Genomic DNA, 20,815 nt, shown 5'->3' with positions numbered 1-20,815 from the left:
ATTTATACGACATGGATGTTGTTCACCTCTGAACCAACGAAGGTAATTATTTATGGTTAGTTCCGTTGATATTAAAAATGATGTTGATAGCAAACCTGTAGTTCGTCGCGTCGCTTCTGCTTCAGCGATTGGTACTGCAGCTGAATACTATGACTTTTTTGCTTATGGCACTGCGGCGGTGCTGTTCTTTGGCCACTTGTTCTTCCCCAGTGACGATCCGTTAATCAGTACGCTGGCCGCATTTGCTACCTATGCGGTGGGCTTCCTGGCAAGGCCTTTGGGGGGAATTGTCTTTGGTCATATCGGCGATAAAGTGGGGCGTAAAAAAGCGCTGGTAATTACAATACTGATTGTCGGCCTTGGGACATTCTGCATTGGCTTATTGCCAACGTACGAAAAAATCGGTGTCTGGGCGCCCGTTCTGTTGATCTTCATTCGTGTACTCCAGGGGTTTGGTGTTGGTGGCGAACAGGCAGGGGCGGTATTGATGACGGCTGAATATGCCGAACCTAAGCGGCGGGGATTCTTTGCCAGTTGGGTACAAATCGGTGCGCCGGTCGGCTTTTTGTTACCGATGGCTCTGTTTGCACTACTCAATGCCACGTTATCCCCTGAAGCAATGATGGATTATGGCTGGCGTATTCCGTTCCTGCTTAGTCTGCTGCTGGTAATTGTTGGCCTGTTTATTCGCCTGAGAATCGATGAATCACCGGTTTTTGCGCAGATTCGTGAGACGAAAGCGGAAGAGTCTCGTCCACTGATTGAAGTCATCCGCGATTTTCCTGGCATCGTGGTAAAAGGCGTCTGCGCAAAACTGATTGAAGCCTGTACTTTTGCCATGTTCACGGTAATCGTCCTGGCGTACGGCAAAGCCAATAATCTGGATGCCAATATCTTAATGGAAACCATGATTATCGCGGTGGTGATCGAAGTGCTTGCCATACCCATGATGGGCGCGCTCTGCGACAAAATTGGTCGTAAGCCGGTGTATATCATGGGGGCGCTGATTCAGGTCATCATGATTATTCCGTTCTTCCTGGCCATTAATCAGGACAATTTCTGGTTGACGCAACTGGTGATGATTATCGTCATTAGTTTTGGGCATAGCATGTGCTACGCACCACAGGCATCGTTCTTCCCGGAACTCTTCCCGACGCACATTCGTTGCAGCGGCATCGCGTTAATCTGGCAATTGGGTTCACTGATTGGCAGCGGGGTGCTGGGGCTGGTGGCAGTGAAGATTTTGCAGATGACCGGTGGGCATTACTACGGATTAGCAAGCTATGTGATTGTTCTCGGTATCATTTCTGTTATCGGCTTGCTCATGATGCCTGAAACGGCACCTCAGCGACTCAAGCGTGAATACCAGGAGTGGCATAAGCACGATTAAGAGGATTACCCCCTAATGGCTGCATGGATGCAGCCAGCTCTCAGCCCAGGGAACCTGCCCTGGGCGTCAGGCTCAGCATCAGGAACTGCATCCTGTCACATAACTTTAAAATGATGTTATACCAATTAGCAAAATATTAATTCAAATCAAAACATACAACCATACAGGCGTTACTCTGGGACCGTCCTGATTTCATTCAAAGTAGGTCATACAATGCAAAACAAGCTCTTAACGGCAAAAGCGACGCTGCCTGGCTACGATCGCAACCGACTGATCCCGCGTATTGTTCATCTTGGTTTTGGTGCTTTCCACCGTGCGCACCAGGGCGTCTATACCGATATCCTGGCGGCGGAGCACAACAGCGACTGGGGATACTGCGAAGTGAACCTGATCGGCGGCGAGCAGCAGATCGCCGATCTCAAACAGCAGGATAATCTCTATACCGTGGCGGAAATGTCTGCCGATGCCTGGACCGCGAGAGTCGTGGGCGTGGTGAAAAAGGCGCTGCATGCTCAGGTTGACGGGCTGGAGAGCGTGCTGGCGGCGATGTGTGAACCACAGGTTGCGATTGTTTCACTGACGATTACTGAGAAAGGATATTGCCATTCCCCGGCGACCGGACAGCTGATGCTGGATCACCCGATGATTGCCGCCGATCTGCAAAACCCACATCAACCGAAATCTGCGCCGGGTGTGGTGGTTGAAGCGCTGGCGCGCCGTAAAGCGGCGGGCTTAGCCGCCTTCACCGTGATGTCCTGTGACAACATGCCGGAAAACGGTCATGTGATGCGTAACGTGGTCACCGCCTACGCGCGTGCCGTGGACGCCGAACTGGCCGCGTGGATCGAACAACACGTCACGTTCCCGTCGACGATGGTTGACCGTATTGTTCCGGCTGTCACCGCTGACACGCTGGATAAAATTGAAAACCTGACTGGCGTGCGCGATCCGGCAGGCGTAGCCTGCGAGCCATTCCGTCAGTGGGTGATTGAAGATAACTTTGTTGCCGGTCGTCCGCAGTGGGAAAAAGCCGGGGCGGAACTGGTTTCTGACGTGATCCCGTTTGAAGAGATGAAATTGCGGATGCTCAACGGCAGCCACTCATTCCTCGCGTATCTGGGCTATCTCGCCGGGTATCAGCATATCAACGACTGCATGGGTGATGAAAGTTATCGTGTGGCTGCCCGTGCATTGATGCTCAACGAGCAGGCGCCCACGCTGAAAGTGCAAGGGGTGGATCTCACTCGTTATGCCGATCTGCTCATCGAACGCTACAGCAACCCGGCGCTGCGTCACCGTACCTGGCAGATTGCGATGGACGGTAGCCAGAAATTACCTCAGAGGATGCTCGATTCTGTGCGCTGGCATCTGGCACATAATAGTCGTTTTGATTTGCTGGCGCTGGGCGTGGCGGGCTGGATGCGCTACGTCGGCGGCGTGGACGAACAGGGAAATGCCATTGAAGTCAACGATCCGCTTCTGCCGGTGATCCAACAAGCGGTACAAAACAGTGCGGAAGGTGAAAGCCGCGTTGAGGCGCTGCTGGCAATCGAGGCGATTTTTGGTAACGAACTGCCGCAGGTCGCGTTGTTCACGCAGGCCGTGAAAGAAGCGTATCAGACGTTGCTGGCGGAAGGGGCGAAAGCCACCGTGGCAAAATATGCGGCAAAAATGAAGTAACTGCCTCAGGACTGCCGGATAATCAAGGCATTATCCGGCACTCACACCATTAGTTCATGCCGAGACGAATCAATTCTACCGGGGCAAATTTGCCTTCACAGCCTTCCACTTCGACTGTTTTTTCACGACGAATTTGCGCCGCATCCAGGCCTTCGGTCTCAATCGCTTTGATGCGACCGGTATGGCCGGTGCCACTGATCATCACGCGGCTGCCTGTGGTGATTGCGTTACGGTTACGATCGTATGTCATCATGGTATTTTCTCCTTTCTAACTTACCGTCAAAGCCCGTGGGCTCAGGTCCCACGTAACGGGCGCTATATAAATACGCTTATCAGTCAGGAATTTTTTTGTTTTTGATCAATCTCACATCTTTTTTGATGTGGACATGCAGGGGAGAAAACGGAGAGACCTCATCTCAGAAGAGATGAGGCAGGGGAATTACTCTTCGCTGAACCAGTCGCTGTTTTCCTGGCGGATCAGCAGGACCGACTCGCCGATTTCTTGCAGATGCTGAGTCATGGCTTTCTCGACGGCATCGGCGTCGTGTTTTTCCAGGGCAGCAAAAATATCGAGATGCTGGCGGAGCAACATTTCCGGCGGAGAGACGTGATCGAGGCTCATATAACGCACACGGTCGATGGTGGCTTTGATATTTTCGATGGTGTCCCAGGCCAGCTGACAGTCCGCAATGGTTGCCAGTTTCTGGTGAAAATTGTCATCCAGCTCGAAGAAATCATTCAGCTGTTTGCGCTCAATCGCAATCCGCTGCTGATTGAGATTCTGCTCAAGCTGATAGCACTGACTGTCGGTGATTTGGGCTGCGGCCCGCCGCGCCACCGCGCATTCGATAGCCTGACGGACAAAGCAGCCGTTTCGCACCTGCGAAAGGGAGATCTTGTTGACGTAGCTGCCGCGCTGCGGACGGATCTGAATCAAGCCGTTTTCCGCGAGCTTAATAAACGCTTCACGCACCGGTTGGCGAGACACATCGAAGCGAACAGACACCTCTTTTTCGGACAGCGGCGTGCCTGGCGCAATAAGGCAGTGGACGATGTCACGGCGAAGAATGCGATAAATCTGCTGATTTACGGGCTGTGTAGGATTGAGTTGCGTTTCGACGGTCATTCGCTCTTACTTTTTAGAAAGTTAACCCACAAATTCTACCACTTTTTTGTCGCGAGCTATACCCGGCCCGTGGGCCGGGAGGCAAAATTAACCGCGATGAACGCTCAGTCCGGCAAAAGACTGCGTCACTGGCATCATTTCTACCGTATTGATGTTTACATGGGCAGGCAGGGTGGCGACCCACCAGACCGCTTCGGTCACATCTTCCGGCGTCAGTGCCGTGGTGTTCTCATAGGTTTTGCCCGCTTTATTGTCATCGCCTTTAAAGCGCACGTTGGAAAACTCGGTACCGCCCACCAGACCCGGCTCGATATCCGTGACGCGAACGGCTGTGCCGTGCAGGTCGGTGCGCAGGTTCAGACTGAACTGACGTACAAACGCCTTGGTCGCGCCATACACGTTGCCGCCGGCATAAGGCCAACTGCCTGCGGTGGAGCCGATGTTGATGATATGACCGCGGTTACGCTCGACCATGCCTGGCAGGACGGCGCGGGTCATGTAAATCAGCCCTTTGTTGTTGGTATCGATCATGGTTTCCCAGTCTTCCACGCTGGCTTTATGCGCAGGTTCCAGACCCAGCGCCAGTCCGGCGTTGTTGACCAGCAGGTCGATGTCACGCCACTCGGCAGGTAAGGATGCCAGCATTTCTTCAATGGCTGCGCGGTTACGCACATCCAGTTGCGCGGTCAGCACGTTATCCCCCAGCGACTCTTTCAACTCTTGCAGGCGTTCCTGGCGACGGCCAGTGGCAATGACTTTATGCCCGTTCTCAACAAAACGACGTGTAATGCATTCACCAAAACCTGCTGTTGCTCCGGTTACTAAAACGATCATCTCACTGTTCCTCAACGCTTTTTACGTTTAACTACCATAGCACGCGATCCGCCCTCGCGGGTAATCCTGGTTTTACAGGATTGCGGTCTTTTACCCTGAAGCCTACTCTATTGAACAAATCGTTTTCAGGAGTGAAAGATGTCGTTAACGAATCCGTTCTTTAGTCACAGCCTGTTACCGTACCAGGCTCCCCGTTTTGATTTGATTAAGACGGAACACTATCGTCCCGCATTTGATGAAGGGATGAAGCAAAAGCGCGCGGACATTGCCGCCATTATTGCCAACAGCGCTGCCCCGGATTTTGCCAATACGGTTCTTGCACTGGAGAAAAGTGGTGAGTTGTTAACCCGCGTCAGCAGCGTCTTCTTCGCCATGACTGCGGCACATACTCATGATGAACTTCAGCGTCTCGATGAGGCGTTTTCTGCCGAGCTCGCGGAACTGGCGAATGATATCTGGCTGAACAGCACGTTGTTTTCCCGCGTTGATTGCGTCTGGCAACAGCGTGATGCGCTGGGGCTCGACGATGAATCCATGCGTCTGATCGAGGTGACACACCAACGCTTTGTTCTCGCCGGCGCCCAACTGAGCGACGCCGATAAAGCGCAACTCTGTGCGCTCAATACCGAAGCCGCGACGCTCACCAGCCAGTTTAACCAGCGCCTGCTGGCGGCGAATAAATCCGGTGGACTGGTGGTCGATTATGCCCATCAACTGGAGGGACTCAGCGCGGAAGAGATCGCCAGCGCGCGACAGGCGGCGAGCGAAAAAGGGCTGGCCGAGGGATGGTTGATACCACTGCTGAATACCACGCAACAGCCGGCGTTGAGCGCGCTGCGCGATCGCCAGACCCGGGAGAATCTGTTTAACGCCGGGTGGCGTCGTGCTGAAAAAGGCGATGACAATGACACGCGAGCGCTGATTCAGCGGCTGGTAGCCCTTCGCGCCCGCCAGGCGCAACTGCTGGGGTTTGCCGATTATGCATCGTGGAAAATCGCCGATCAGATGGCAAAAACGCCGGAGGCTGCGCTGGCCTTTATGCGTGCGATCGTCCCTGCAGCGCGCCAACGGGCGTTGAGTGAACTGGCCGAGATCCAACAGGTGATTGATGATGAACAGGGCGGGTTTACCGCCCAGGCCTGGGACTGGTCTTTTTATGCCGGGCAGGTGCGGCGTGCGAAATATGCGTTAGATGAATCGCAGCTCAAACCCTATTTCGAACTGAATACCGTTTTGCACGAAGGGGTATTCTGGACCGCCAACCAACTGTTCGGCATCAAATTCATCGAGCGCTTTGATATTCCGGTCTACCATCCGGATGTCCGCGTCTGGGAAATCTTCGATCATAACGGCGTCGGGCTGGCGCTTTTTTACGGTGATTTCTTTGCCCGTGATTCGAAAAGCGGCGGCGCCTGGATGGGCAATTTCGTCGAGCAGTCGACGCTCAACGAAACCCAACCGGTTATTTACAACGTCTGTAATTATCAGAAACCCGCCTCAGGACAGCCCGCGCTGTTACTCTGGGATGATGTCATCACGTTGTTCCATGAGTTCGGCCATACCCTGCACGGACTGTTTGCGTCACAGCGCTATGCGTCGCTGTCGGGAACCAATACGCCGCGTGATTTCGTCGAGTTTCCGTCGCAAATCAACGAACACTGGGCGAGCCATCCAGTGGTATTTGCGCGCTATGCCCGCCACGCGGTCACCGGTGAAAAAATGCCAGAGGCGTTACAGGACAAAATGCGTAAGGCAAGCCTGTTCAATAAAGGCTATGACATGAGCGAACTGCTCAGCGCCGCGCTTCTGGATATGGGCTGGCACAGTCTGTCTGTTGACGAGCCCCCTCAGGACGTTGAAACGTTTGAAAAACAGCGGCTGGCGGCGGAGCAACTCGATCTTCCGGCAGTGCCGCCGCGCTATCGCAGCAGCTATTTTGCCCATATTTTCGGCGGCGGGTACGCGGCGGGCTACTATGCCTATCTCTGGACGCAGATGCTGGCAGATGACGGCTTTCAGTGGTTTGTGGAGCAGGGCGGACTGACGCGTGAGAACGGCCAGCGGTTCCGTGACGCGATTTTGTCACGGGGCAACAGTGAAGATTTAGAACGCCTTTACCCGGCATGGCGGGGGAGTGAGCCGCAGATCGGCCACATGCTCAAACATCGCGGCCTGGCGGGATAACACAATCGCCCCCTCATTATTAGCAACTTGATGTACAATGCGGGCTCCTTTTTCCGGAGTCCGCATTGTACATGTCTGTTTTCCTGCCTTTCTGCGCTGATATCCTTCAGGCGACTTTCTGTTCATGAAAGCGTTCGCGCCACTCCTTCTTTCTTCTGCTCTGCTGCTGACCGGTTGTGGCAACAGCACCTTATCGCAGTTGGATATGCCTGCCGAACAGAGTGCGCAGGCGGTCGTGGGGTACTATGCGCGCGGCATCGATCCGATGATCCGCCAGTATATGCAGGAAAAGCAGGTGAGTGGAATGGTGGTTGCTGTCATTCAACATAACGGACCGGCTGAGTTTCACAGTTACGGTGTGACCGACAGCCGACATCGTTATCCGATCACCCCGGACACGCTGTTTGCGCTGGGGTCGCTGAGTAAAGGGGTGACTGCTGAAATCACTACTGTGCTGGTGAATCAGGGCGTGCTGCAATGGAACGACACGCTGGCGCAGCTTCTGCCGACGAATACGCCGCTGAGCGATGACGCCAGAAAGATTACTCTGCTGCAACTGGCGACGCATACCTCCGGTCTGCCCAGACAGCCGATGGATCTGCTGACTCTGGAAAATCTTCTGCGTTATTTCAGTACGGGGGAAAATTTCTATACCCAACTGGATAACGATACGGTGCTGACTTCACTTGCCGACTTCACCGCGCCAGAGGCACGTGTGCCGCACTATTCCAATATCGGTTATGCGCTGCTGGGCTACATTGTGCAGCGTCGTACCGGCGAGTCGATCCCGTCGCTGGCGAATCGTCTGATCTTCCAGCCATTACAGATGAACAACAGCAGTTTTGAGCCTATGACGCTCAACGCCTATCCGTATCGTGCATTAGGCCATGCGGGAGATCAGCCCAAGCTCATTCGACGCGGTGAACTGACGCCAGACTGGACGTTTAACCACAATATGGTCGGGGCGGCTAGTTTATACAGCAGCGCACGCGATCTGGCGGACTATGTGCGAGCGCATTTTGCGTCGCAAGACAACGCTGTGCTTGCCCGCGCATTTGCGGACGTCGCCCGTACCCAGTTTTATCGTCAGAAAGAAGCCGCGAATATTGCATGGGTAACCGATACGTTAGCCGATCGTCAGGTCACTTATCAGGTCGGATATATTGGCGGTTATTCCAGTTATATTGGCTTTGATAAACAGAACCAGAATGCGGTGGTGGTTCTGCAAAATAGTTTTAACTGGAGTAATTATCTGGGGCATACCATTCTCAGTCAGTTAGCGCCGCGGTAAATTAAACCGCTTGTTGACGTTTCCGCGGTAAATAATGCGTGGTGGGGTGCCGTCTTTACAAAACAGACGGTTTATTGACATTAACCTGCACTCGATATGCTAAATTCCCATCAACAAGTTGATTAATGGACTAAAACAGTGACAACCGGAGGTAATATGCAGCTGTTCATGCGCAAGAAATTACAGAGAAAACGCTGGAATTCCCGTCCCGAATCGCAGGACTTACAAAATACACGTTCTGCTGAACCGTGGTCTTCCCGTACTGCATGTTGCCAGAGCAAAAAAGAGTGGAAACGAGAAACGCCGGGATCTTAGCGCCTGCCGTTTAACGTTCATTGAGAATCGGCGTGGTAGGGTGTAGGTGATCCATTGTCGCTGCAGGGACTGGCGGGACGGTGGAAAAAGTAAAATACAAATCTATCCATGCAAGCATTCACCGTCGGTTATCCGGCGGTTTTTTTTTGCCCGTCAGACGCAAAAAAATGGCCCCTTGTGCAGTGATGCGACAAGGGGCCTTATCGGTTCAGGACTTTCTCCGTTCATTAGTCATCCCATTTGTGGCTGAAATACGCGGCCAGAAATCCAGAAAATAAAATAATTCCCAGAACGGCCATAAAAACGTTCATATTACCCAGCATCGTTGCCTCCATTTAATTGGTAGTGTGTTTCCTCGCTTACCTTAATTTCGGTTGGTGAAAGAGATAATAGCAGCTTTAACCTAAACAAAAGCTGAATTAGGTGATTATTTAGGGATAAAAGTAAATTTCTTTCGATATTGTGAAGGGGACAGACAATACGTGTGTCGAAAATGGTGGCGAAATAACGCTGCGCTGCCAAAACCGGTTTGTTCCGCGATCAATTCCACGCTGAGCGGTGAATTTTCCAGATAATCGCACGCCCGTAATAAACGCTCATTGAGGATCCAGCGTGCAGGCGTGGTGCCGGTACAGTCGGTAAACCGGCGCAAAAACGTTCGTGGGCTCATCCCGGCGCGTTTGGCCAGCGAGGCGGTATCGTGAGTCATCGTCAGATTCTGGTGCAGAAAATCAAACAGCTGGCCCAGCGTCTGGCTTTCACGCTGCCGGGCAACGGGGCGCAGAAGTTGCTGTGGTTGCGCGCCGTCGCGATGGGGCTGCACCACCAGCCGTCGGGCAACGCTATTGGCAACCTCAAGACCGTAGTCCTCGCGAATCAGATAAAGACACAGATCGATCCCCGCAGCGCTGCCCGCCGAGGTCAGCAACAGTCCGGCATCATAATAGAGAACGTCGTCAAGTACCTCGATAGCCGGAAAACGCTGCCGGAGCGTGTCCGTATAGCGCCAGTGAGTGGTGGCCTTGCGCCCGTCCAGCAACCCTGTTGCTGCCAGCACAAACACGCCAGAACAGATCGACAACAGACGGCAACCTCGCGCCCATGCAGCACGTAGCGCGGCACACAAGGCTTCGGGTACCGGCGCGTCGCTGCCTCGCCAGCCGGGAACCACAACGATATCGGCCTCAGCCAACAGTTCCAGCCCTCCATCCACCATTAACCGCACGCCGCCGGTCGCGCGAAGTGGACCGGCATCGACCGACGCGACGGCAAAACGATACCAGTCTGCGCCCAGTTCCGGGCGCGGCAGACCAAAGATTTCGACCGCTACGCCAAACTCGAAGGTGCACAGCCCGTCATAGGCGAGTACAACCACAAGCGGGCGCGGCGATTTTGGCATAATCCTGGTGTTTTTTGGCATGGTCGAAGGCGGTACGTCAGCTCAGAGATGGTTAAATTATTGTAAACACAATCGTCCCTGAGGAGAAAGTAGAATGAGTCATGTCACTGAGTTTCCCGCCGCCGCATCCACCGTTGCGGTCAACCATTTCCTGTCGCGTCTGAGTCTGGAAACCGATTGTGCCGATGTCCATGAGAGCATCCGCAATGGGGAACCGGATTTCGTCTTACTCCACGTGGTGGGAAAACCGGATATGTTTGCACGTCGCCATCTTCCGGGGGCGATCCATCTGCCGCACGCCATGATGACCGCCGAACGCATGGCGCAGTGGCCTGTGGATACGCTGTTCGTGGTTTACTGCGCCGGGCCTCACTGTAACGGTGCCGACCGCGCGGCATTAAAGCTCGCCAGACTGGGCATACCGGTGAAGGTAATGATTGGCGGCATCACCGGATGGGAAGATGAAGGGTTCGCGTTTTCCTGTCTTGTGGAGTGAAGATGAATTTTTTTCATCATCCATGAATTTATCTCGTTTGCCTGAGCGACAAGGGTATGTCAATTTGGATGCATAGACATCTAGAAGTCTAAATGTTCAAATAAGAAACTATCACGTCAGGCAACCTTTGCCTGACGACGAAGGAGATCACATGCAAAGACAACAGGCCCCATTTCGCGCAGAAGTCGTTGGCAGCTTTTTACGTCCCGACGACATCAAAGTTGCTCGTCAGCAGTTTTCACGTGGCGAGTTAAGCGCACCGCAGCTGCGCGCCATTGAAGACGAAGCCATTCGTCGGGTGGTCGAACAGCAGTGCGCCTGCGGTCTGCATGTGGTGACGGACGGCGAGTTTCGCCGCGCCTGGTGGCATTTTGATTTCTTCGATGGTTTGCAAGGGGTCGAGCGTTATGACTCGCAGCAGGGGATTCAGTTTAACGGCGTACAGACCAAAGCGCATGGCGTTCGGGTCACGGGTAAACTGGCGTTCGGCGATCATCCGATGCTGGAAGATTTCCGCTATCTGAAACGCATCTGCGGTAACGCCCAGCCGAAGATGACGATTCCCAGCCCCAGCGTGCTGCACTTTCGCGGCGGACGTAAAGATATCGATGCGACGGTCTATCCGGACCTGAAGGACTATTTTGACGATCTGGCGACCACCTGGCGCGATGCGATACACGCCTTCTACGCCGCAGGCTGTCGCTATCTGCAGCTGGATGACACGGTGTGGGCTTATCTCTGTTCTGATGCTCAGCGCCAGCAAATTCGCGAACGTGGCGACGACCCTGACGCGCTGGCGCGGATTTATGCCGATGTGATCAACCGGGCGCTGGCGGATAAGCCTGCCGACCTGACGGTGGGACTGCACGTATGCCGGGGCAACTTCCGTTCAACCTGGATCTCTGAAGGCGGCTATGAACCGGTTGCGGAGATCCTGTTCGGCAGCGTCAATGTCGATGCTTTCTTCCTGGAGTACGACAACGATCGCTCTGGCGATTTTGCGCCGCTGCGTTTTATCCGTCCTGGCCATCAGCAGGTGGTTCTCGGACTGGTGACCACTAAAAATGGCGAACTGGAAAACCCGGATGGCGTAAAAGCACGCCTGCAGGAAGCGGCGCAATATGTCGACAAAGCGCAAATTTGTCTCAGCCCGCAGTGCGGCTTTGCCTCAACGGAAGAAGGGAACACGCTCACGGAAGCCCAGCAGTGGAACAAAATCAAACTTATCACCGAAATAGCTCAACAGGTCTGGTAAGTTGCCTCAATAATGCACACCGCGTTGCACATAAATAATGCAACGCGGATTCATTGTGGAGCATCCCCCGCGCGAAGCCTTGCAGGCCGCGCACGCCAACCCTTTTTCCTCTTTGCCTTCGTCCTGGCATCCTTTTTGCCTTATTCCTCCTGAACTCTTTTTTGCGCCGTGTTGTTTGTCGGTAGCACCAGAACTCACAGCATTTTTATTTTCAGGAGTGAAATTATGCAGCGTCGTACCTTACTCAAAGCGTTTGCCCTTTCGGCCTCGGTGGTCGCGATGGGACTCAGTTTTAGCGTTCAGGCCGCCGATACCATCAAAGTGGGCATTATGCATTCACTGTCCGGCACGATGGCGATCTCCGAAACGCCGCTAAAAGATGTGGCCTTGATGACGATTGATGAGATCAACGCCAAAGGGGGCGTTCTGGGTAAAAAGCTGGAACCGGTGGTGGTTGATCCGGCCTCAAACTGGCCGCTGTTCGCCGAGAAAGCCCGACAGCTGTTGAGTCAGGATAAAGTGGCGGTGGTGTTTGGCTGCTGGACCTCTGTGTCGCGTAAGTCAGTGTTGCCGGTTTTTGAAGAGCTGAACGGCCTGCTGTTCTACCCCGTCCAGTACGAAGGGGAAGAGATGTCGCCGAACGTCTTCTACACCGGCGCGGCGCCTAACCAGCAGGCGATCCCGGCGGTGGAGTATCTGTTGAGTGAGGATGGGGGAAGCGCTAAACGCTTCTTCCTGCTGGGCACCGACTATGTTTATCCGCGCACCACCAACAAGATCCTGCGTGCGTTCCTGCATTCGAAAGGGATTGCCGATAAAGACATCGAAGAGGTCTACACCCCATTTGGGTACAGTGATTACCAGACCATTGTCGCCAATATCAAAAAATTCTCCGCAGGTGGAAAAACGGCTGTTGTTTCAACCATTAACGGCGATTCTAACGTCCCGTTTTACAAAGAGCTGGCAAACCAGGGCCTGAAAGCCACTGATGTTCCAGTGGTCGCGTTCTCGGTTGGTGAAGAAGAACTGCGCGGGATTGATACCAAACCACTGGTTGGCAACCTTGCCGCCTGGAACTACTTCGAATCGGTCGATAACGCCACCAACCAGAAATTCGTTGCCGATTATCGAGCGTACGCCAAAGCCCATAAGCTGCCGAATGCCGATACCGTGGTGACAAACGATCCGATGGAAGCGACGTACGTGGGTCTGCATATGTGGGCGCAGGCCGTTGAAAAAGCCGGGACGACGGATGTGGATAAAGTCCGGGCTGCAATGGCCGGACAGTCCTTCAAGGCGCCGTCGGGCTTTACGCTGACGATGGATGCCACCAATCACCATCTGCACAAACCGGTGATGATTGGCGAGATTGAAGGCAACGGTCAGTTCAACGTCGTCTGGCAGACCGAAGAACCGGTTCGCGCCCAGCCGTGGAGCCCGTTTATTGCCGGTAATGACAAGAAATCTGAACAGCCGGTGAAAACAGCCAGCAACTAACGATAAGCCCTCCTGCGGGCGCAGACGGTGAAATGCCCGATAGGGCGTAAGCCGTCACCCGACGAAAGCGTCGCAAGGTTTGTCAACGTTCTTACCCCTCCCGCGGAGGGTGACTTCTGGAGATCACGACATGAAAGCCATGGGCTTTATTCGCGGTTTGTTGCTGGCGTTCGGGCTTCTGCCATGGTTCGTTCAGGCCAGCGATGCCGATGCGTTTGTCGCCGCCAGCCGTACCGGCCAGGCGCAACTGCTCGAACAGTGGGCGGCAACCCCTGACTCCCAGCGTCTGCCGCTGCTGACGGCGCTGAGCCGGGAGGCGCTGCTCACCGACAGCACAAAACAGGCTTTCACCCGTGAGGGGACGCAGGTTGTGGCCCTGGGAACGGCCAGTAGCCCGACGGGAACGTTAAAACCACTGCGCCTGACCAACCGACTGCGCATTCTTGTGGCCGGCGCACTGGCGACGCATCAACTTGTTAGTGACAGTGTCACGCAAAGGCTGACGGCGACCCGTACGCTACAGCGCGACGCACAGCCGTCCATGCTGCCTTTTATCCAACAGCGACTGGCACAGGAAACCGATGCGGAAGTGAAATCACGCCTGACCCGCGTTCTGGCTAACCTGCAACTGACCAGTCCGTCGGCAGAAGTTCGCCGTCAGGCGATCATGCTGCTGGGCGATTCCAGCGATCCGGAAATGCAGGCACGCCTGCAACCGTTTACCGAGACGGCGCATGAACCGGATGCCAGCGTGCGCGCGGCGGCCAGTGACAGCCTGGCGCGTATCCAACAGCGGATGGCGATTGGCGATCTGCTCGGACAGGCGTTTATGGGACTGTCGCTCGGATCGGTGCTGCTGCTGGCCGCGCTCGGTCTGGCGATCACCTACGGCCTGTTGGGGGTGATCAACATGGCGCACGGCGAAATGTTGATGCTTGGGGCCTACTGTACGTGGATGGTGCAACAGGCGATGGCGCAGTTTGTACCGCAGTGGCTGGCCTTTTATCCGCTGGTCGCCTTGCCGGTTGCCTTTATGTTTACCGCCGGCGCGGGAATGATTCTGGAACGCGGGGTGATCCGCCATCTTTACGGACGTCCACTGGAAACGCTGCTGGCGACGTGGGGCATCAGCCTCATGCTTATCCAGCTCGTGCGGATGACTTTCGGGGCACAAAACCTGGAGGTGGCAAATCCGGCGTGGCTGTCGGGTGGCGTACAGGTTTACGCCAGTCTGGTGCTACCGTGGAACCGCATTGTGGTGCTGGGGTTCGCGCTGCTGGTGCTGTTCTTCACCTGGCTGCTGCTGAACAAAACGCGACTGGGTATGCGGGTACGCGCCGTGACCCAGAACCGCAGTATGGCGGCTTGCTGCGGCGTTCCGACCGGGCGTGTGGATATGCTGGCCTTCGGACTGGGTTCAGGTATTGCCGGACTCGGCGGCGTCGCCCTGTCGCAACTGGGTAACGTCGGTCCGGAACTGGGCCAGGGTTATATCATCGACTCCTTCCTGGTGGTGGTGCTGGGCGGCGTCGGTCAACTTGCCGGTAGCGTGGCGGCGGCGTTCGGTCTCGGCGTGTTCAACAAAATCCTCGAACCGCAGATGGGAGCGGTACTCGGGAAGATTGTCATTCTGGTGTTGATCATTCTGTTTATCCAGAAGCGACCCCAGGGATTGTTTGCTCTGAAAGGGAGAGTCACCGAATAATGACGATGCCAATGACCTTAACACTGGCGCGTAAAGCGCCGCGCATCAGTCGGGCGCTGGCGGGGATTATCCTGTTGGCGCTGATGATCCTGCCGTTTCTTGCCTTGCTGCCCGCCGATCATCCGCTGGCGATTTCCGTGTGGACGTTGACGCTGGCCGGGAAAATTCTCTGCTACGCGGTGGTGGCGGTCGCACTGGATCTGGTCTGGGGTTATGCCGGGATGCTGTCGCTGGGACATGGTCTTTTCTTTGCACTTGGCGGCTACGCGATGGGGATGTACCTGATGCGTCAGGCCTCCGGTGAAGGGCTGCCCGCGTTTATGTCCTTTCTCTCGTGGAGCGAGTTGCCGTGGTTCTGGTGGGGAACCCAGCATTTTGCGTGGGCAATGGCGCTGGTGGTACTGGTGCCCGGCGGACTGGCGCTGATCTTTGGCTATTTTGCTTTCCGCTCGAAGATTAAAGGCGTCTACTTTTCGATCATGACTCAGGCGCTGACCTTTGCCGGTATGCTGCTGTTCTTTCGCAATGAGACCGGTTTTGGCGGCAACAACGGGTTTACCGGTTTTACCACGCTTCTGGGGCTGCCGGTTACTGCCACCACCACGCGTATCGGGCTGTTTCTGGCGACGCTATTGCTGCTGGTGCTGGCATTGTGGCTGGGGTTTGCGCTGGCGCGCAGTAAGTTTGGCCGGATCCTCACCGCCGTGCGCGACGCGGAAAACCGGCTGATGTTTTGCGGCTATGACCCGAAAGGCTTCAAGCTGCTGGTCTGGACGCTTTCTGCCGTGTTGTGCGGCCTGGCAGGGGCATTGTATGTGCCACAGGTCGGGATTATTAACCCCAGCGAAATGTCGCCCACTAACTCTATCGAAGCCGCCATCTGGGTGGCGTTTGGCGGGCGTGGCTCGCTGATCGGCCCGGTCATTGGCGCGGTGGTCGTGAACGGTGCCAAAAGCCTCTTCACCGTCATCATGCCGGAATACTGGCAGCTGTTTCTGGGGCTGATCTTCATAGGCGTCACGCTGTTTTTACCCCGTGGCGTGATTGGCCTGTTTCGCAAAGGAGACAAATAATGCAGCCGGACGAAGGCCTTTTTACCCGCCAGGTTCCCGGCGATCGATATCGCCAGCAGACGGACCCGGTGCTGCAACTGGAAAACATCAACGTCAGCTTTGACGGTTTTAAGGCATTAACCAATCTCACGCTGAATATTGGCGTTGGTGAACTGCGTTGCGTCATTGGCCCTAACGGCGCGGGGAAAACCACGTTGATGGATGTGATTACCGGGAAGACGCGTCCGCAAAGCGGTAAGGCGCTGTATGACCAGTCAACCGATCTGACCACGCTGGATCCGATCGCCATTGCCCGTCAGGGTATTGGCCGCAAGTTTCAAAAGCCGACGGTGTTCGAAGCGCTGACGGTGGCAGAAAACCTCGAGCTGGCGATGAAAAACGATAAATCGGTGTGGGCGTCACTGCGCGCACGGTTAAACAGCGAACAGCGCGACCGCATCGATGAGATGCTTGGCTTGCTGCGGCTGCGGACAGAAAGAGGGCGTCGTGCCGGAATGTTGTCACACGGTCAGAAGCAGTTTCTCGAGATCGGTATGCTGCTGGTGCAGGAACCGCACCTGCTATTACTGGATGAACCCGCGGCCGGCATGACCGATGCGGAGACGGAATATACGGCAGAACTGTTTCGTACGCTGGCGGGCAAGCATTCGCTGATGGTGGTGGAACATGATATGGGCTTTGTAGAAACCATTGCCGACCACGTCACGGTGCTCCATCAGGGAAGCGTGCTGGCGGAAGGCAGTTTGCGCGAGGTACAGGCCAACGAGCAGGTGATTGACGTCTATCTTGGGCGCTAAGGAGTACAAATGCTACAGGTAAATGAACTGAATCAATACTACGGTGGCAGCCATATTCTGCGCGGCGTCACCTTTGACGCCAGCCCTGGTGAAGTGACCTGCCTGCTGGGACGCAACGGCGTCGGTAAAACCACCTTGCTGAAGTGTCTGATGGGGCTGGTACCGGCGCGTAGCGGAACGGTAACCTGGCAGGAGAAGAACATCACGCATCGCAAGCCGCATCAGCGGGTACAGGCAGGTATCGCGTATGTACCGCAGGGCCGCGAAATTTTCCCGCGACTGACGGTCGAAGAAAACCTGCTGCTGGGGTTGTCACGCTTTTCGTCGCGCGAAGCGAAAGCGGTTCCGGAAGAGATCTACACGCTGTTTCCGGTACTGAAAGAGATGAAACAGCGGCGCGGCGGCGATCTCTCCGGTGGTCAGCAGCAGCAACTGGCGATTGGCCGTGCGCTGGCGAGTCGTCCGCAGTTATTGATCCTCGATGAACCGACGGAGGGGATTCAGCCGTCGGTTATCAAAGAGATAGGTCAGGTGATCGCTCAGCTCGCCCGTCGTGGCGATATGGCGATTCTGTTGGTTGAACAGTTCTACGATTTCGCGGCGGAACTGGCGGATAACTATCTGCTGATGTCGCGCGGTAGCATTATTCAACGCGGACGCGGCGAAAATATGGAATCGGAAGGGGTACGCGGTTTAGTGGCTATCTGACAGACGTGCAGGCCTGCGCCTGCACGACATCGGTTCAGCACAGCGCTGGCTGGCCCCAGGGGCGGACGCGCATGCCTTTAAGCATCAGCGCCCATGCGGCAATAATCGCCACCATCAGGACGATAAACAGCGTCCAGGCGGGGAAAGAGGTCAGAATGACGCCGCTGGCCAGTGGGTTAAACGCCGCCCCCAGCCAGCCCAGCGACTGCGCCGAGAAATAGCTGGCCTTCATGCCCGCAGGAGCGATGTTATCGATCAGCATGTATTCGCCCGGCGCGTAGATCACTTCGCCAAGGGTAAAGATCGCGGCGGATACGCCCCACAGCAAAAGGCTATTGCCGGAGATCATGAACCCGCCGAGGCCAATGACAAAACAGACGGTGCCAAAACCCATCAGCGGACGAATGTTTCCCGGTGTCAGTCTGCGCCCCACGGCATACTGCAAGCTGACGACCACCGCGGCGTTGACGGGCAACACCACCGCCACGACTTTCTCGGCGAAATTGCCATCGGCGACGACCATAACGTACTGAGAGAGGCAGGACGCAAACGCCCCGGAAACAAACGAGGCCAGAAACGCCGACAGCGTAAACCAGAACAGCGCTTTATCGTGCAGCAGTACCGCTGGCGACCACGCGACGCTGTTTTCGCTATTAACGGCGGCGGCAGAACGCTTGACCATAAACTGGATAAACACCAGCGGAAAGGCAGAGCAGAAGGCGGCGAGCCTGAAGGGTAAGTTGATGCTCTGCATCACCAGCAGCGTGCCGAGCGGCGGGCCAACGGTCCAGCCAATATTCAGAACGGTATAGTTGAGTGAGAAGATTTTTGCCTTCGCGCCGGGCGAGAGATGGTCGGCAAACCAGGCCTTCAGCACGGTAGCAAACACCGAATAAGCGCAGTTGATCAGGGCAAAAAGCAGCACCACCAGCATCACGCTATCAACCAGCGGAATGGCGATAAAGCCAAAAGCAAAGGCGGAAATCGCCAGCAGCATGTAGCGCTTCTTGTCGAATTTGTCCGCCAGAATGCCAAAGCCAAGGCTAAAGACCACGCCGATGGTCAACGCAATGGTCATGGCATAGCCGATCAGATCCACGCTCAGGTCGTACTGGCGACTCAGATAAATGGTCATGAAGGGCAGCGTTGCGCCACGACCGATCGTCAGTAACAGTGAGGAGGCGAGTAAAGCGAGGGTGGATCGTCTCAGCGTCTTGTTCATTTCTCTGCCCGACAGTGCGATTCGTCATTTTTGTTTTAGATATGTAAAGAAATAACACGGTAAAATTGTGATGTATAGCGGATAAATGGTTCTATTGTGCACTGCTATCCCTACCAGAATTAATGATCTGTTGCATGCTAATAATTTCCGTTACTTTAACTTGTTTACAAAAATTTAAACTTCGCGGAGCGGTGGTATGACGCGCAAAGACGGGCTGTTGGCATTACTGGTGGTGGTGGTTTGGGGGCTGAATTTTGTCGTCATTAAGGTGGGGCTGCATGCAATGCCACCGCTGATGCTGGCGGGGTTACGCTTTTTACTGGTGGCGTTTCCGGCGATATTTTTTGTTGCGCGTCCGCGTATTCCGCTGTCGCTGCTGCTCGGTTACGGTCTGACGATCAGCTTCGGTCAGTTTGCCTTTCTGTTTTGCGCGATCAAATTTGGCATGCCAGCAGGGCTGGCATCGCTGGTATTGCAGGCTCAGGCCTTTTTCACCATCGTGCTGGGCGCATTTGCCTTTGGCGAACGTTTGCAGGGCAAACAAATTGCCGGAATTGCGCTCGCCATCTTTGGTGTGCTGGTGCTGATTGAAGGCAGTCTCAACGGACAGCATGTCGGGTTGCTTGGCTTTATGCTGACGCTGGCGGCGGCATTTAGCTGGGCGTGCGGCAATATCTTCAACAAAAAAATAATGGGGCATGCTTCGCGCCCGCCGGTGATGTCGCTGGTAGTCTGGAGCGCGCTGATCCCGATACTGCCGTTCTTTGCGGCGTCGCTGTTCCTCGACGGGGCGACGCAAATCGTGCAAAGCCTGATTGCGATCGATCTGACCACGATCTTATCGCTGGTCTATCTGGCCTTTGTCGCCACGATTGTCGGTTACGGGATCTGGGGTACGCTGCTCGGTCGTTATGAAACCTGGCGCGTCGCGCCGCTCTCTCTGCTGGTGCCGGTGGTGGGGCTGGCCAGCGCGGCGCTGCTGCTCGACGAAACGCTGAGCGCGTTACAGCTGTTGGGCGCCGTGCTGATTATGGCGGGTCTGTACATCAACGTGTTTGGTTTTCGCTTACGCAGAGCGGCGCAGGTGAGGGGATCGTAGGCCGGATAAAGCCTGGCAATTCGTGCAGTGATTGCGCTTGTCAGGCTATCGCGATCGGCAAAAAAAAGCCCCGCTTTTCAGCAGGGCAAAACGAATCACAGGCTGTGCCGGTTGTAATAGGGCACGCCCAGTTCGTCGGACTTATCGCTTCCCGCGCCCATGTGGTTAAAATCAAACGGTGATTGTTCCTGAGAAGTGGGGACAATCATCGTGTCACGACTGTTTGTCGTGGTGGGCTGCGCGGATTGCTCCGCAACGCTCTGACCTGAAACAACAAGCAGCAGGGCCAGCATTGCAGAAGACAACAGTTTCATGATTTCCTCGATTACGTCGTTTACAGGCGATGGTTAGTTACAATGGTTCAGCGGAAGCAAATACCGTGATTCACCGTGCATATTGGTAATACGGTATTTGTGTGGCGGAACGTCGAAATAGTTTTTGAATGTCCGGGTCAGCGTCTGCTGCGACTCGAAACCGTAACGTTCCGCCAGATATAAAATCGGCTCGTTACTCTCTTTTAATTTTTGCGCTATTTCGGTCATTTTACGGCTGCGGATGTACTGGCCTAATGAATGGCCGGTCTCTTTTTTGAACATCCGTTGCAGGTGCCATTTAGAGTAACCTGAACGCTCAGACACTTTTTCCAGTGAGAGCGGCGATTCCAGGTTATCCTCGATCCAGTCCAAAATGCTATGAATGGTGATAGCGTCAGTATTGCGTCTGGACATCGTCATACCTCTTCTT

Annotated in this window: 20 protein-coding genes; 12 read left to right on the top strand and 8 right to left on the bottom strand. The window is 55.0% G+C overall.

Annotated elements, in window-relative coordinates:
• Nucleotides 1-52 precede the first annotated feature (52 nt).
• Together WM46_RS07175 and WM46_RS07170 are read left to right on the top strand one after the other, a co-directional pair.
• Nucleotides 53-1,390: an MFS transporter gene (locus WM46_RS07175; protein WP_061077460.1), complete on the top strand. Its 1,338-nt coding sequence runs from the start codon at nt 53-55 to the stop codon at nt 1,388-1,390.
• 213 nt (nt 1,391-1,603) lie between these two features.
• A complete protein-coding gene (locus tag WM46_RS07170) occupies nt 1,604-3,070 on the top strand; it encodes a mannitol dehydrogenase family protein (protein WP_102601855.1) in 1,467 nt (488 codons plus the stop codon).
• A gap of 49 nt (nt 3,071-3,119) precedes the next feature.
• On the opposite strand, the gene ydfZ is transcribed toward WM46_RS07170, so the two are convergent.
• The 3 genes from ydfZ to ydfG form a co-directional block, all read right to left on the bottom strand.
• Nucleotides 3,120-3,323, bottom strand: coding sequence for a putative selenium delivery protein YdfZ (ydfZ, locus tag WM46_RS07165; RefSeq protein ID WP_042319125.1), 204 nt, complete (start codon nt 3,321-3,323; stop codon nt 3,120-3,122).
• A gap of 186 nt (nt 3,324-3,509) precedes the next feature.
• On the bottom strand, nt 3,510-4,196 hold the full coding sequence (locus WM46_RS07160; RefSeq protein WP_061077462.1) for a GntR family transcriptional regulator: 687 nt from the start codon (nt 4,194-4,196) through the stop codon (nt 3,510-3,512).
• An 87-nt stretch (nt 4,197-4,283) separates the two neighbouring features.
• Nucleotides 4,284-5,030, bottom strand: coding sequence for a bifunctional NADP-dependent 3-hydroxy acid dehydrogenase/3-hydroxypropionate dehydrogenase YdfG (gene ydfG / locus WM46_RS07155; RefSeq protein ID WP_042319121.1), 747 nt, complete (start codon nt 5,028-5,030; stop codon nt 4,284-4,286).
• Between the two features lie 138 nt (nt 5,031-5,168).
• On the opposite strand from ydfG, the gene dcp reads away from it, so the two are divergent.
• A complete protein-coding gene (gene dcp / locus WM46_RS07150) occupies nt 5,169-7,214 on the top strand; it encodes a peptidyl-dipeptidase Dcp (protein ID WP_102601854.1) in 2,046 nt (681 codons plus the stop codon).
• A gap of 124 nt (nt 7,215-7,338) precedes the next feature.
• Nucleotides 7,339-8,505 (top strand): serine hydrolase domain-containing protein, encoded by a 1,167-nt coding sequence (locus WM46_RS07145; RefSeq protein WP_102601853.1) that lies wholly within the window; start codon nt 7,339-7,341, stop codon nt 8,503-8,505.
• 542 nt (nt 8,506-9,047) lie between these two features.
• Here WM46_RS07145 and mgtS read toward each other — a convergent pair.
• Together mgtS and ftrA are read right to left on the bottom strand one after the other, a co-directional pair.
• A complete protein-coding gene (mgtS, locus tag WM46_RS07140) occupies nt 9,048-9,143 on the bottom strand; it encodes a protein MgtS (protein WP_000901367.1) in 96 nt (31 codons plus the stop codon).
• 104 nt (nt 9,144-9,247) lie between these two features.
• Nucleotides 9,248-10,219, bottom strand: coding sequence for a transcriptional regulator FtrA (gene ftrA, locus WM46_RS07135; RefSeq protein ID WP_410374623.1), 972 nt, complete (start codon nt 10,217-10,219; stop codon nt 9,248-9,250).
• 94 nt (nt 10,220-10,313) lie between these two features.
• Here ftrA and WM46_RS07130 point away from each other — a divergent pair, with 94 nt between their 5' ends.
• The 7 genes from WM46_RS07130 (at nt 10,314) to urtE (ending at nt 17,750) form a co-directional block, all read left to right on the top strand.
• The gene (locus WM46_RS07130) at nt 10,314-10,715 is read left to right on the top strand and encodes a rhodanese-like domain-containing protein (RefSeq protein WP_102601851.1); all 402 of its coding nucleotides are present in this window, start codon (nt 10,314-10,316) and stop codon (nt 10,713-10,715) included.
• A 151-nt stretch (nt 10,716-10,866) separates the two neighbouring features.
• Nucleotides 10,867-11,970, top strand: a complete 1,104-nt coding sequence (locus WM46_RS07125) for a cobalamin-independent methionine synthase II family protein (protein ID WP_102601850.1) — start codon at nt 10,867-10,869, stop codon at nt 11,968-11,970.
• Nucleotides 11,971-12,195: 225 nt separating this feature from the next.
• Nucleotides 12,196-13,467 (top strand): urea ABC transporter substrate-binding protein, encoded by a 1,272-nt coding sequence (gene urtA, locus WM46_RS07120; RefSeq protein ID WP_102601849.1) that lies wholly within the window; start codon nt 12,196-12,198, stop codon nt 13,465-13,467.
• Nucleotides 13,468-13,597: 130 nt separating this feature from the next.
• On the top strand, nt 13,598-15,172 hold the full coding sequence (urtB, locus tag WM46_RS07115; protein ID WP_102601848.1) for an urea ABC transporter permease subunit UrtB: 1,575 nt from the start codon (nt 13,598-13,600) through the stop codon (nt 15,170-15,172).
• Nucleotides 15,172-16,245, top strand: a complete 1,074-nt coding sequence (gene urtC / locus WM46_RS07110) for an urea ABC transporter permease subunit UrtC (protein WP_102601847.1) — start codon at nt 15,172-15,174, stop codon at nt 16,243-16,245. Before urtB ends, urtC begins: the two co-directional genes overlap by 1 nt.
• Nucleotides 16,245-17,042, top strand: coding sequence for an urea ABC transporter ATP-binding protein UrtD (gene urtD, locus WM46_RS07105; RefSeq protein ID WP_061077471.1), 798 nt, complete (start codon nt 16,245-16,247; stop codon nt 17,040-17,042). The genes urtC and urtD overlap by 1 nt, the downstream gene beginning before the upstream one ends.
• Nucleotides 17,043-17,051: 9 nt before the next feature.
• The gene (urtE, locus tag WM46_RS07100) at nt 17,052-17,750 is read left to right on the top strand and encodes an urea ABC transporter ATP-binding subunit UrtE (protein WP_061077472.1); all 699 of its coding nucleotides are present in this window, start codon (nt 17,052-17,054) and stop codon (nt 17,748-17,750) included.
• 34 nt (nt 17,751-17,784) lie between these two features.
• Here urtE and ydeE read toward each other — a convergent pair whose 3' ends face one another.
• Nucleotides 17,785-18,972: an efflux MFS transporter YdeE gene (gene ydeE / locus WM46_RS07095; RefSeq protein WP_102601846.1), complete on the bottom strand. Its 1,188-nt coding sequence runs from the start codon at nt 18,970-18,972 to the stop codon at nt 17,785-17,787.
• Between the two features lie 196 nt (nt 18,973-19,168).
• On the opposite strand from ydeE, the gene eamA reads away from it, so the two are divergent.
• Nucleotides 19,169-20,071, top strand: coding sequence for an O-acetylserine/cysteine exporter (gene eamA, locus WM46_RS07090; RefSeq protein ID WP_102601845.1), 903 nt, complete (start codon nt 19,169-19,171; stop codon nt 20,069-20,071).
• 95 nt (nt 20,072-20,166) lie between these two features.
• Here the strand turns inward: eamA and marB are convergent, their stop codons facing one another.
• Nucleotides 20,167-20,385: a multiple antibiotic resistance protein MarB gene (gene marB / locus WM46_RS07085; RefSeq protein ID WP_043000725.1), complete on the bottom strand. Its 219-nt coding sequence runs from the start codon at nt 20,383-20,385 to the stop codon at nt 20,167-20,169.
• Between the two features lie 33 nt (nt 20,386-20,418).
• A complete protein-coding gene (gene marA / locus WM46_RS07080; RefSeq protein WP_146109693.1) occupies nt 20,419-20,799 on the bottom strand; it encodes an MDR efflux pump AcrAB transcriptional activator MarA in 381 nt (126 codons plus the stop codon).
• Nucleotides 20,800-20,815: the final 16 nt, after the last annotated feature.

This window comes from Citrobacter freundii complex sp. CFNIH2 (genome assembly GCF_002880615.1).
In the GTDB taxonomy this organism is placed as follows: Bacteria; Pseudomonadota; Gammaproteobacteria; order Enterobacterales; family Enterobacteriaceae; genus Citrobacter_A; species Citrobacter_A amalonaticus_F.
The sequence above is the reverse complement of the archived record's forward strand: the minus strand, read 5'-3'. Positions and strand labels throughout refer to the sequence as shown.